10 protein-coding genes are annotated in these 12,149 nt (G+C 70.5%); 5 read left to right on the top strand and 5 right to left on the bottom strand.

The annotated features are described in order from the left end of the window. Positions 1–140 precede the first annotated feature (140 nt). Positions 141–479, top strand: a complete 339-nt coding sequence (locus AB0I88_RS05180) for a DUF4190 domain-containing protein (protein WP_361018513.1) — start codon at positions 141–143, stop codon at positions 477–479. An 18-nt stretch (positions 480–497) separates the two neighbouring features. Here AB0I88_RS05180 and AB0I88_RS05175 read toward each other — a convergent pair whose 3' ends face one another. The 4 genes from AB0I88_RS05175 to AB0I88_RS05160 form a co-directional block, all read right to left on the bottom strand. Further along, entirely contained in the window at positions 498–1,931 is a 1,434-nt protein-coding gene (locus AB0I88_RS05175) for a DUF6350 family protein (protein ID WP_361018510.1), read from the bottom strand. Between the two features lie 106 nt (positions 1,932–2,037). Then, positions 2,038–2,919, bottom strand: coding sequence for a succinate--CoA ligase subunit alpha (gene sucD, locus AB0I88_RS05170; RefSeq protein WP_361018508.1), 882 nt, complete (start codon positions 2,917–2,919; stop codon positions 2,038–2,040). A gap of 4 nt (positions 2,920–2,923) precedes the next feature. Next, complete coding sequence (sucC, locus tag AB0I88_RS05165; protein WP_361018505.1) at positions 2,924–4,102, bottom strand: ADP-forming succinate--CoA ligase subunit beta; 1,179 nt, start codon at positions 4,100–4,102, stop codon at positions 2,924–2,926. A 566-nt stretch (positions 4,103–4,668) separates the two neighbouring features. After that, positions 4,669–5,073: a cobalamin B12-binding domain-containing protein gene (locus AB0I88_RS05160; RefSeq protein WP_361018503.1), complete on the bottom strand. Its 405-nt coding sequence runs from the start codon at positions 5,071–5,073 to the stop codon at positions 4,669–4,671. A gap of 421 nt (positions 5,074–5,494) precedes the next feature. Between AB0I88_RS05160 and AB0I88_RS05155 the strand changes: the two genes are divergently transcribed. Further along, positions 5,495–6,238 (top strand): M23 family metallopeptidase, encoded by a 744-nt coding sequence (locus tag AB0I88_RS05155; RefSeq protein ID WP_361018500.1) that lies wholly within the window; start codon positions 5,495–5,497, stop codon positions 6,236–6,238. 149 nt (positions 6,239–6,387) lie between these two features. Continuing rightward, positions 6,388–7,167, top strand: coding sequence for a M23 family metallopeptidase (locus AB0I88_RS05150; RefSeq protein WP_361018497.1), 780 nt, complete (start codon positions 6,388–6,390; stop codon positions 7,165–7,167). Positions 7,168–7,180: 13 nt separating this feature from the next. On the opposite strand, the gene pcrA is transcribed toward AB0I88_RS05150, so the two are convergent. Beyond that, positions 7,181–9,577, bottom strand: coding sequence for a DNA helicase PcrA (pcrA, locus tag AB0I88_RS05145; protein ID WP_361018912.1), 2,397 nt, complete (start codon positions 9,575–9,577; stop codon positions 7,181–7,183). A 207-nt stretch (positions 9,578–9,784) separates the two neighbouring features. Between pcrA and AB0I88_RS05140 the strand changes: the two genes are divergently transcribed. Both AB0I88_RS05140 and AB0I88_RS05135 read left to right on the top strand, forming a co-directional pair. Beyond that, complete coding sequence (locus tag AB0I88_RS05140; RefSeq protein ID WP_361018494.1) at positions 9,785–11,623, top strand: bifunctional metallophosphatase/5'-nucleotidase; 1,839 nt, start codon at positions 9,785–9,787, stop codon at positions 11,621–11,623. A gap of 91 nt (positions 11,624–11,714) precedes the next feature. After that, positions 11,715–12,149 carry a chorismate mutase gene (locus AB0I88_RS05135; RefSeq protein ID WP_361018909.1) on the top strand — a complete coding sequence of 145 codons (435 nt, stop codon included), beginning with the start codon at positions 11,715–11,717 and terminating at the stop codon, positions 12,147–12,149.

Below are 12,149 nucleotides of genomic sequence, written 5' to 3'. Positions count from 1 at the left end.
TGCACCCTATCGCCGCGTGGGCCGATCTCCGACAACGGGGCGTTTACCGGACCGGAACGGTCGCTCCCGCGTTAAGCTGCGCCGACTTCGGGGCATCCATGACGGTCGTTGACCGTTCGCCGGATCCGGAGGACCAGAGGATGAGCATTCCGCCGCCCCCGCCGCCGCCGTTCCATGGAGAGCCCGGTGGCATGTCACCGTCCGCCTCCGACAACAGCCAGGGTCTGATCGCCATGATCCTGGGTATCGTCTCGATCCCGGCACTCTGCTGCTTCTATCTCGGGGTGCCACTCGCCCTCGCGGCGATCGTCCTGGGCTTCCTCGGCAAGCAGAAAGCGGATCGGGGCCTGGCCGGCAACCGCGGTCAGGCCGTCGCCGGCATCGCCTGCGGCATCGCCACGCTCGCGCTGGCCGTGGTGTTCGTGATCCTCAGCGTGGTCACCCGGGACTTCAACCCACAGGACTTCTACGACCAGTGACCGGGTGCCCGGCCCGGTTCAGGAACGCCGGAAGAACGCCCTGGTGGCGGTGGCACCCAGGGTGACCGCGACGGCCACCACGACGGCCGAGACGACACCGACCTGAACCGGGTCCGGCCCGATCCGGGACAGCCGACCGGCGCCGACCGCGCCGCCGGAGAGCCAGGCGAGCACGCCCAGCAGAAGCCCGGCCACCGGTCCGGCGAACAGGCCCGACGCGACGAGCAGCGACCAGCGCGGCTCGACGACCGCGGCGGAGCCCTTGCCGGACCGCCGCACCGCCTGCCACGCGCTGTCCCGCCCGAACCGCAGACGCTGGGTGAGCGCCCAGCCGGCGATCGTCCCGGCGATCAACGGGCAGGCCAGCAGCAGCGTGCCGATCGGCCCGGCCGGCCCCTCCGGCAGACCGGCGACCAGCGGCAGCATCGGCGGCGGGCCGACCACCACCTCGGTGAGCCGGACGATCGATCCGGCGCCGAGCGCGAATCCGGGGCCGATGAGGTAGGCGGCCGCCCAGATCGAGACGTTCACCGCGTACCCGACGCTGATCAGGGTGATGCCGGCCTGGCCGGCCACGCCGGTCTGGTAACCGGCGATGATCTCGGCCGCCTGCGCTCCGCCGAACGCCACCGCGAGTCCGCCGGCGACCGCGCCGGCGCCGAGGATCAGCAGCGCCGCGACCGCTCCGGCCCGTAGACCGTGGCGGATCGCGGGCGGCGACCGGCGGGCCAGGACAGAGATCGCGTCGGTGCCGCGCAACGCCCCGATCAGCGATCCGAAGACGCCGAGGGCGAGGAACCGGGCCGCGGCCCCAGCGGTGGAGACCTGCGTGCCGCGGCCGTCGACCAGGATCGCGGCAAGGGCCCCGACCATGGCGTACGCGCTGCCGACCGCCACCGCGACCAGGATCGCCCGCACGGTCGAACCGGTTCGCCGGGCCCCGATGGCGCGGGTCACGTGCAGCCCGGCCCGGTTGAGCCGCCAGACCACGAACCCGGTGAGCGCCAGCGGTGTGAGCGCGAGCGGCCCGATCGAGGTGCCGATCGGAACGCCGTGCCCGAGCAGCCACCCGGCCAGCCCGGCGTGCGCGGCCCCGGCCAGTCCGCCGGAGCCCTCCAGGGTGCGGGCCAGGCCGATCACGACGGCCACCGGAAGGTAGGTCGACAGGGCGGCCCACACGGTGGCGAAGAGCGCCGCGACCGGCAGTGGGGCGCGCCGTCCCGGGGTGGGCCGGCGCTGGCTCGGCACCCGGACCGTCGGCCGGCGGCCGAGCATCTCCTCGTCGACGACGACGGTGTCGCGCCGGCTGTCGCCGGCGCCGACGGCCTCGGTGACCCGTTCGGCGGGGGGCTCCCGCTCGACGGCGGCGGTGTCCCGCACCACGGACTGCAGCGCCTCGGCGACCGCGAACGGGTCCTCCGAGCCGCCGGGCCGGTCGGTTGTGCTGGACATCGCGCCTACTTTTCCATGCCGGTGCCAGCACGGCGAGACAGATACGACGGCGCGCCGCCGATCGGGTCGCTTCCCGTTCGGCGGCGCGCCGTGTGCATCGTCGTCCTCAGCTCAAGATGTCCCGCATGAGCTGGGCGGTCTCGGACGGCGTCTTGCCGACCTTGACACCGGCCGCCTCGAGAGCGACCTTCTTGGCCTCGGCGGTGCCGGCCGAACCGGAGATGATGGCGCCGGCGTGGCCCATCGTCTTGCCGGGCGGCGCGGTGAAGCCGGCGATGTAGCCGACCACCGGCTTGGTGACGTTGGCCTTGATGAACTCGGCGGCCCGCTCCTCGGCGTCGCCACCGATCTCGCCGATCATCACGATCGCGTCGGTCTCCGGGTCGTCCTGGAAGGCCTTCAGCGCGTCGATGTGGGTGGTGCCGATGATCGGGTCACCGCCGATGCCGACCGCGGTGGAGAAGCCGAACTCGCGCAGCTCGTACATCAGCTGGTAGGTCAGCGTGCCGCTCTTGCTGACCAGGCCGATGCGGCCCTGCGGGGTGATGTCGGCCGGGATGATGCCGGCGTTGGAGGCGCCGGGCGACGCGATGCCGGGACAGTTCGGCCCGATGATCCGCGTCTTCTCGCCCTTGGCCACGTTGTACGCCCAGAACGCCGCCGAGTCCTGCACCGGCACGCCCTCGGTGATCACCACGGCGAGCGGAATCTCGGCGTCGATCGCCTCGACGACCGCGGCCTTGGTGAACGCCGGCGGGACGAAGACGACCGACACGTCGGCGCCGGTCTCCGCGATCGCCTCGGCCACGGTCGCGAAGACGGGCAGTTCGGTACCGTCGAAGTCAACCTTGGTGCCGGCCTTGCGCGGGTTTACGCCGCCGACCACCTGGGTGCCCGCGGCGAGCATCCGCTTGGTGTGCTTGGAGCCCTCACCGCCGGTGATGCCCTGGACGATGACCTTGGAATCCTTGGTGAGCCAAATCGCCATTAGTTCACTTCCCCGCAGCCGCGAGCTCGGCGGCGCGCTGGGCCGCTCCGTCCATCGTGTCGACCCGCTCGACCAGCGGGTTGTTGGCGCCGTCCAGGATGGCGCGGCCGGCGTCGGCGTTGTTGCCGTCGAGGCGGACCACCAGCGGCTTGGTGAGGGTCTCGCCGCGCCCGGCGAGCAGGGCGAGGGCCTGGACGATGCCGTTGGCGACCGCGTCGCAGGAGGTGATGCCGCCGAACACGTTCACGAAGACGGACTTCACCGCCGGGTCACCGAGGACGATCTCCAGACCGTCCGCCATCACCTGGGCGCTCGCGCCACCACCGATGTCGAGGAAGTTGGCCGGCTTGACGCCGCCGTGGCTCTCGCCCGCGTACGCCACCACGTCCAGGGTCGACATGACCAGGCCGGCACCGTTGCCGATGATGCCGACCTCGCCGTCGAGCTTGACGTAGTTGAGGTCCTTCTCCTTGGCGGTCTGCTCCAGCGGGTCGACCGCGGACTTGTCCTCCAGGGCCTCGTGGTCGGGGTGCCGGAAGCCCGCGTTCTCGTCCAGCGTGACCTTGGCGTCGAGCGCCAGCACCCGGCCGTCGCCCACCTTGGCGAGCGGGTTGACCTCGACCAGCGTGGCGTCCTCGGCGACGAACGCCTGCCACAGCTTCACCGCGATGTCGACGACCTGGTCGGCGACCTCGGCCGGGAACTTGGCGGCGGTCACGATCTCGCGCGCCTTGGCCTCGTCGACACCCTTGCTCGCGTCGATCGCGATCTTGGCGACCCGGTCCGGGTCCTCCTCGGCGACCGTCTCGATCTCCATACCACCGGCGACGCTGGCGATGCAGAGGAACGTGCGGTTGGCCCGGTCCAGCAGATAGGAGAAGTAGTACTCCTCCTTGATGTCGGCCGTCTCGGCCAGCATCACCTTCTCGACCGTGTGGCCCTTGATGTCCATGCCCAGGATGTCGGCCGCGCGGGCCTCGGCCTCGTCCGGCCCGTCGGCCAGCTTGACGCCACCCGCCTTACCGCGGCCGCCGACCTTGACCTGCGCCTTGACGACGACCTTGCCGCCCAGCCGCTCGGCGATCGCCCGGGCCTCCTGCGGGGTCTCGGCGACGCCGCCGCCCAGCACGGGCAGCCCGTGCCGGTCGAACAGGTCGCGCCCCTGATACTCGAACAGGTCCACGTGTCTCCTTTCGCTCGCGACGCCAAGCGCCGGCAAGCCGCACCGTTGCGTCCCGACCTGTATGTGCGGCGCAGCGCAGCGCGCCGACAGCGTTAGGATCGTCCAGCCCGTCCGCAGCTGCGAGACGGACTTCATCCGCAGACTAGCGACCTGATCGGCCATGGCGAGCGCGCGGGTGCGCGGTGTGCAAGACCACACACCGAAGTGACGAAAACGCAGCTCCGGGGCGATGGTGACGGCCGGGCGCAGTGCGCGCACGCCGGAACTCACCGCGTGCCGGCAGCCGATGTGGTGGCGTATCTCGCGGCGGTACGCGTACCCCGCCGGTGGTGGATCCTCTGCTCGCGGCGCCGTCCGCGAGGGCGGCGCGGAAAAAGTCACACGGGCGCGTAACCCGCCCGGCAGGGGGTCGTTGAGTGTGATGTCGGAGCGCTGCGGCGTCCGCGAGGAAGCGGCCGATGCCCTGTCGGTCGAGGGGTGGCGGCGGGGCATCGCGCATAGAGAGGCCGGACGTGTGAGGGGTGCGTCCGGCCTCTCCCCTTGCGTTCGGCAGGTCAGCGACCCATTCAGGCGACCGGCGCCGCCACATTGGTGCGAACCCATTCGACGACGGATTCCAGGGAAGTACCGGGCGTGAATAGCGCGGCTACCCCGAGTGATTGCAATTCCGCGATGTCGTCCTCCGGAATGATGCCGCCACCGAATACCACGATGTCAGCGGCGTCACGCTGCGCCAACAGTTCCAGCACTCTGCGGAACAGAGTCATGTGGGCGCCGGAGAGCACGGACAGGCCGATGCCGTCCGCGTCCTCCTGAATCGCGGTCTCCACGATCTGTTCGGGCGTCTGATGCAGACCCGTGTAGATCACTTCCATACCGGCGTCGCGCAACGCCCGCGCGATCACCTTGGCCCCGCGGTCGTGCCCGTCCAGGCCGGGTTTCGCCACGACGACCCTGATCCGTGCTTGCATGCTGACCCCTTCGGGCTCTTTTGACCCCGGTGTCCGGCCGCCGCGGTGGGCTTCCTTCCGTGGTCACCTGAACGAACGGTAACCCGGGACACGAGACCGGGATACCCACTGGACCCACCCGGAGGACGGACGGAATAGTTGAGTCGGTCACATTACTTTCCGCTCCCAAAGCAATTACAGAGGGTTGACTGAACCCGACATCAGAAAGCTCATCAATTCGGACAATAGATGATCAATACCGACCGCTAACTGTCATGAAATTGGCGCTGCGACTTGTGACCCGGCGGCCGTTTCGTTACCGTGGCCACGGCTGTCACGCAGGTTCCCCCCACAGCGACAGCCCGGCCGGATCACTGTTCAACCCAATTTCCCGGGGTTTGAACTGCCGCGCCGCCGCAATGCCACCGACGGAGGACCCTTCGTGCGCCAGCGCTTGTCGTCTGAGCCCGATCGCTATCGCGGCCGGCGTCGCGTGCCGACCCCTCCGCGCAGCCGCTACGCCGTCGTCGTCACCTCAGCCTTCGTCGGCGCCGGGGTCGTAGCGCTCGGCGCGGCCTCCAACCTCCCGGACGCCAAAGCGGTCAGCCCGGACGTTCTGCAGAGCCTCAAGACACAGCAGGTCGCCACCGACGCCCTGGAGAACCGCTCGGACAACCCGGCCGCCTCCCGCGGGGAGAACCGCGAGACCGCCAAGACCGAGCTCAGCGCCGAACAGGCCGCCAAGGACATCTACCTGCTGCCGCTGGACGAGTACGAGTTCACCTCGGCGTACGGCGTCCGTTTCGGCAAACTGCACGCCGGCATCGACCTGGCCGCCCCGGAGGGCACCCCCTACAAGGCGGTCCACGGCGGGACGGTCGTCGCGGCCGGCTACAGCGGTGGGTACGGCTACTCCGTCACGATCCGGCAGGACGACGGCACCGACATCATCTACGCCCACTCCCGGCGCGTGCTGGTGGAGAAAGGCGACCAGGTGAAGGCCGGCCAGGTCATCGGCGAGGTGGGCAACACCGGGTATTCGTACGGCACCCACCTGCACCTCGAGGTGCACGTGAAGGGCACGCCGACCGACCCGATCACCTTCCTCAACGACCGTGGCGTCGACATCAAGCTCCGCATGGAGTCGGTGTACGCCGGGTTGGCCGCGGCCGAAGCCGCCTCCTGACCCAGAGACTCGAAACGCGGCCGGGACCATGTCCGGCCGCGTTTTCGGTTGCCAATGGGTAGAACCGGTCCCCGGCAGGTCATCGCGGTTCGCCCCCGGCCGACAGGAACGTGACAGCAGACGTCACGTAGGTCGGGAGGGCACGTCGCGTGGGGCAGCAGCAGTCGTCATCGAGCCGGATCGGACGGCACCGGCAGGAGAACCTCCGCCGCCACCGTGCGCCGGCCCTCCCCGCGCTGTTCGCCACCCGAAGCCGGTCGACCCTCTCGGTGACCGCGCTCGGCGCCACCCTGGCCGCCGGGGTCGGCGCCGCGAGCATGTCCGCCGCCGCCGCGCCCACCGGTGTCACCTCCGGCCTGCCCACCGCCGCACACGCCACGGCCGCGCTGCCGATCGTGCCACCCCCCGGTGATCAGGCGCCCGGCAAGGAGTACCCGCGCCTCGACCCGGCGCCCGACACCGGGGGCCCGGCCGCCGCGCCGGTCCGGCGCAAGGTCCGCCCGCTGCCGAAGCGGAACTGGGTCCACCCGCTCCCGTCGGCGTCGGTCACGTCCTGCTTCGGACCGCGCTGGGGGCGCCTGCACGCCGGCGTCGACCTGGCCGCGCCGCACGGCGCCCCGGTGGTTGCCGCGGGCGCGGGCACCGTCGTCGCGGCCGGCGCCAACGGCGGTTACGGCAACGCCGTCCTCATCGACCACGGCAACGGGTACCTCACCCACTACGGCCACCTGTCCGTGATCGGCGTCGAGGTGGGCCGGGTCGTCAAGGCCGGCGAGCACATCGGCGACGAGGGCTCGACCGGGCGCTCGACCGGCCCTCACCTGCACTTCGAGGTGCACGAGGGACACTTCCAGAACCCGGTCGAGCCGACCACCTGGATGCGCGAGCACGGTGTGGAGATCTCCGGCTGCTCCGAGCCCGCGAGCTGATCCCGGACCGGGATCAGAGCTTTTCGATCGGGGCGTGCCGCAGGACCAGCCACATCACCTGGTCGCCGAAGTCGATCTGGGCCCGCGCGCCGGGGCCGTGGCCCTCCACGGCGAGCACCCGGCCCAGGCCGTAGCGCTGATGGTTGACCCGGTCGCCGGGATCCACCTTCGGCGCCTGCCTGAGCTCGCTCGCGGTGGAGAGCTTGCTGCCGTCGATGCCCAGCCGCTCGGCGATCCGCTGAGCCTTGGGTGTGCCCCCGGCGAAGCCGCCGCCGCGCTGCCGGTCTCCCCCACCGCGGCCACCCACCCCGCCGCCCGTGCCGGACCAGGACGTGTACGACCCGCCGGTGCGCTCCCAGCGGACCAGCTCGGCCGGCATCTCGTCGGTGAACCGGGAGGGCGGGTTGTACTGCGGTTGCCCCCATGCCGACCGGGTGACCGCCCGGGACAGGTAGAGCCGCTGCCGGGCCCGGGTGATGCCCACGTAGGCGAGGCGGCGCTCCTCCTCGAGCTCGGTGTTGTCGCCGAGCGCCCGCATGTGCGGGAAGACGCCGTCCTCCAGGCCGGTCAGGAAGACCACCGGGAACTCCAGGCCCTTCGCGGTGTGCAGGGTCATCAGCGTGACCACGCCCTGATGTTCGGGGTCGTCGCTGGGGATCTGGTCTGCGTCGGCCACCAGCGCCACCTGCTCCAGGAACCCGGCCAGTGTGGCGACCTGCTCCGCCCCCTCGTCGGCCAGGGACTCGACCCGCTCGGTGTACTCCCGGGCGACGCTCACCAGCTCCTGGAGGTTCTCCACCCGGCCCTGGTCCTGCGGGTCGAGGCTCTCCTCCAGCTCGCCGAGCAGGCCGGACCGCTGGAGAACCGCCTCCAGCACCTCCTCCGGCGGGGCGGTGGTGGCCAGCACCCGCAGGTCGTCGAGCAGCCGCACGAAGTCGGCGATGCTGTTGGCCGCGCGGGTGGAGATGCCCGGCGCGTCCTTGGCCCGGCGCAGCGCCTGACCGAACGACACCCGGTCCCGGGAGGACAGCGCCTCCACGCAGGCCTCGGCCCGGTCACCGATGCCCCGCTTCGGGGTGTTCAGCACCCGGCGGAGGCTGACCGTGTCGTCGTCGTTGACGATCGCCCGCAGGTAGCCGAGCGCGTCCCGCACCTCTTTGCGCTCGTAGAAGCGCACTCCGCCGACCACCTTGTACGGCAGCCCGACCCGGATGAACACCTCCTCGAAGACGCGGGACTGGGCGTTGGTCCGGTAGAAGACCGCGACGTCGCCGGGCCGCACCTCGTGGTTGTCGCTGAGCCGGTCGATCTCCCGGGCCACCCAGTCGGCCTCGGCGTGCTCGGTGTCGGCCACGTAGCCGACGATCTGCTCGCCCTGCCCCTGGTCGCTCCAGAGCCGTTTCGGCTTTCGCGAGGTGTTGCGGTCGATCACCGCGTTGGCGGCGGTGAGGATCGTCTGGGTGGAGCGGTAGTTCTGCTCCAGCAGGATGGTCCGCGCGTCCGGGTAGTCGCGCTCGAACTCCAGGATGTTGCGGATGGTGGCGCCCCGGAACGCGTAGATCGACTGATCGGCGTCACCGACCACGCACAGCTCGGACGGCGGCACCTCGGCGGTCTCGTCGGTGCCGACCAACTCCCGGATCAGGGTGTACTGCGCGTGGTTGGTGTCCTGGTACTCGTCGACGAGCACGTGACGGAAGCGGCGACGATACGCCTCGGCGATCAGCGGATGCGACTGGAACAGGTGCACCACGGTCATGATGATGTCGTCGAAGTCGAGCGCGTGCGCCTCGCGCAGCCGCCGCTGATACAGCTCGTACGCCTCGGCGACGGCCCGCTCGTTGGGCCCTTTCGCCTTCTGCTTGAACTCGTCCGGCCCGACCAGTTCGTTCTTCAGGTTCGACACCTGGGCGGCCAGGCCGCGGGCCGTGTAGCGCTTCGGATCGAGGTCGAGCTCACGGGCGACCAGTTGCATGAGGCGGCGCGAGTCGTCGGCGTCGTAGATGGAGAAGGTGCTCTTCAGGCCGGCGTGCTCGTGCTCGGCCCGCAGGATCCGCACGCACGCCGAGTGGAAGGTCGACACCCACATCAGCCGGGCGCGGGGCCCGACCAGATGGGCCACCCGCTCCTTCATCTCCCCGGCGGCCTTGTTGGTGAAGGTGATCGCGATGATCTCGCCCGGGTGCACGCCCCGCTCGGCCAGCAGATAGGCGATCCGGTGGGTCAGCACCCGGGTCTTGCCCGAACCGGCGCCGGCCACGATGAGCAGCGGCGCCCCGGCGTGGGTCACCGCGTCTCGCTGAGGTCCGTTCAGCCCGGTGAGCAGGGACTCGGGATCGAGCCGGCGCGCCGCCGGGCGCGAGGGCTCGGGGGCCGTCGCGCCCGGCGGGCGCGGGCGCTCGGGGGCCATCGCCGAGAACAGGTCGGGGGTATCGGAGGAAGGTCGCATCGCGGGAGCCAGTGTATGCCGACCCTCCGACAGGATTCCGGGGCCGAGCGGGGCAGCCATCGTTGATCAGCAATGAATCTGTCACCGCGAAGTGGTAGCGGTGAATCATCCGATCCACCAGGCTGTCCAGATCGGCATCGAATCATCACCGATCGGGGGAACGAACCCATGCCTCTTCCACAGCGGCGACACCTCGCCGTGCCGGTGGCCGCCCTGGCCGTGGTCGGCGCCCTGGTCGCGATCCCGGACGCCCGGATCGCGGCCGCCGCGCCGCCGGCCGAGTTCGCACCGGTGTCGGCGACCTACGGTCTGCCCAAGGGCCCCACGGTCAAGGGGCAGTTCCTCAGCTACAACGACTTCCACGGAGCCATCGACCCGCCCACCGGCAGTGGCGCGGTGGTCAACGCCGGCGGCACCAGCACCCCGGCCGGCGGCGTCGAGTACCTGGCCACCTTCCTGAAGAAGCTGCGCGCCGAGGCGAAGGCGGAGAACCGGCAGACGATCACCGCCGGGGCCGGCGACCTGATCGGCGCCACCCCGCTGGTCAGCGCGGCCTTCCACGACGAGCCGACGATCGAGCTGATGAACGAGGTCGGGCTGCAGGTCAGCTCGGTCGGCAACCACGAGTTCGACGAGGGTGTGGCCGAGCTCCTCCGCATCCAGCAGGGCGGCTGCCATCCGGTGGACGGCTGCCAGGACGGGGACCCGTTCCAGGGCGCCGACTTCACCTATCTCGCGGCCAACACCATCAGCAAGAAGACCGGGCTGCCGATCCTTCCGCCCATCGAGATCCGGTACGTGAGCGGCGTACCGGTCGGTTTCATCGGTATGACCCTGGAGGGCACGCCGAGCATCGTGAACCCGGCAGGCATCACCGGCGTGCGTTTCACCGACGAGATCGAGACCGCCAACAAGTGGAGCGGTGTGCTGAAGCTCTTCGGGGTGAAGGCGCAGGTGCTGCTTCTGCACGAGGGCGGCTCGCAGGGCCCGGCCACGCCGACGCCCGGGGTCTCCGACTGCACCAACTTCGGCGGGCCGCTGGCGCCGATCGTGGCCGGGCTGAGCCCGGAGATCAGTGTCGTGATCTCCGGCCACACGCACCGCTTCTACTCGTGCAAGCTGCCGAACAGCAAGGGCGCGGACACCGTCGTCACCAGCGCCGGCAGCAACGGCCAGCTGATCACCGACATCGACTACACCCTGGACCGGCGTACCGGGCGGTTCGCCGAGATCACCGCGAAGAACGTGATCGTGGAGAACGGGGTGCCGGACGGCAACGGCGGCTGGGTGCGGGATGCCTCGGGCGGGTACGCGAAGAACCCCGCCACCGTGGATCCGGCCGCCAAGAAGGTCGCCGACAAGTACCGCACCGCGGTCGCGCCGATCGCGAACCGTCTGGTCGGCAGCATCAGCGCGGACATCGTCCGGACCGCCACGCCGGCCGGGGAGAGCCCGCTCGGTGACGTGATCGCCGACGCCCAGTTGGCGTACACGCGGTCGGCCGGCGCGCAGATCGCCCTGATGAATCCGGGCGGCATCCGCGCCGACCTGGACGCCGACCAGTCCACCGGCGGGGAGCCGTACGGTCAGGTGACCTATGGCGAGGCGTTCACCGTCCAGCCGTTCAACAACCTGGTGGTCACTCAGACCTTCACCGGGGCGCAGCTGAAGAACGTGCTGGAGCAGCAGTTCGCCGGCTTCGGTGGGCAGACCACGCAGCGGATCCTCCAGGTGTCGAGCGGGCTCACCTACACGTGGAGCGCGTCGGCCGCGCCCGGTTCGAAGGTGAACGCCCTGGCGCTGAACGGCACGCCGATCGACCCGGCCGCGAACTATCTGGTCACCACGAACGACTTCCTGGCCAACGGTGGGGACGGGTTCAGCAATCTGACTCTGGGCACGGGACGGGTGACCGCCCCGGGCTTCGACGTGGACGCGCTGGTGGCCCACCTGGCCACCGGCCCGATCGCGCCGGGGCCCGCCAACCGCATATCGACGGCCCCCTGATCAGCGCAAACTTTCGTCCCAACACTCGGGCGGCTTCCTTGCGGGACCGTCCGGGACGGGGGCATACTCGGTTCGTGATCCAGCAGGCGCGATTTTTTTACTACGGCACCGGAGGCCCGGCAGCCGTAGGTCGCTCCTGAACCCAAGACCTACATCAAGCCCCGGGCTTCCCCGCCCGGGGCTTGATGCTGTCCGGGCCGGGCCCACCGAGGCCACAGCACCCGAGGAGCAGGACATGACCGCCGACGTGATGGACCAGACGACCGGCGCGGGCGAAGACGCGGCCGCCGAGAAGATCCGCGCCATCCGGGAACGGATCAACGAGATCGACAAGACGATCATCGATCTCTGGCTGGAGCGTGCCGCCCTCTCCAAGGAGGTCGGCAAGACCCGGATGGCCAGCGGCGGCACCCGTCTGGTGCTGGCCCGGGAGCGGGAGATCATCGAGCACTTCCGCAACGCGCTGGGCCCGGACGGCACGCAGGTCGCGCTGCTGCTGCTGCGTTCCGGCCGGGGGCCACTCTGA

Origin of the sequence: Actinoplanes sp. NPDC049802, assembly GCF_040656595.1 — a bacterium.
In the GTDB taxonomy this organism is placed as follows: domain Bacteria; phylum Actinomycetota; class Actinomycetes; order Mycobacteriales; family Micromonosporaceae; genus Actinoplanes.
Note: the sequence above shows the minus strand (reverse complement) of the source record. Positions and strands in the feature narration are given on the sequence as shown.

Bases quoted from the DNA above. Each gene is read 5' to 3' on its own strand.
- AB0I88_RS05180 (WP_361018513.1), top strand. From the start codon at position 141: ATGAGCATTCCGCCGCCCCCGCCGCCGCCGTTCCATGGAGAGCCCGGT.
- pcrA (WP_361018912.1), bottom strand. From the start codon at position 9,577: ATGGCCCCCGAGCGCCCGCGCCCGCCGGGCGCGACGGCCCCCGAGCCC.
- AB0I88_RS05160 (WP_361018503.1), bottom strand. From the start codon at position 5,073: ATGCAAGCACGGATCAGGGTCGTCGTGGCGAAACCCGGCCTGGACGGG.
- AB0I88_RS05140 (WP_361018494.1), top strand. From the start codon at position 9,785: ATGCCTCTTCCACAGCGGCGACACCTCGCCGTGCCGGTGGCCGCCCTG.
- AB0I88_RS05175 (WP_361018510.1), bottom strand. From the start codon at position 1,931: ATGTCCAGCACAACCGACCGGCCCGGCGGCTCGGAGGACCCGTTCGCG.
- sucD (WP_361018508.1), bottom strand. From the start codon at position 2,919: ATGGCGATTTGGCTCACCAAGGATTCCAAGGTCATCGTCCAGGGCATC.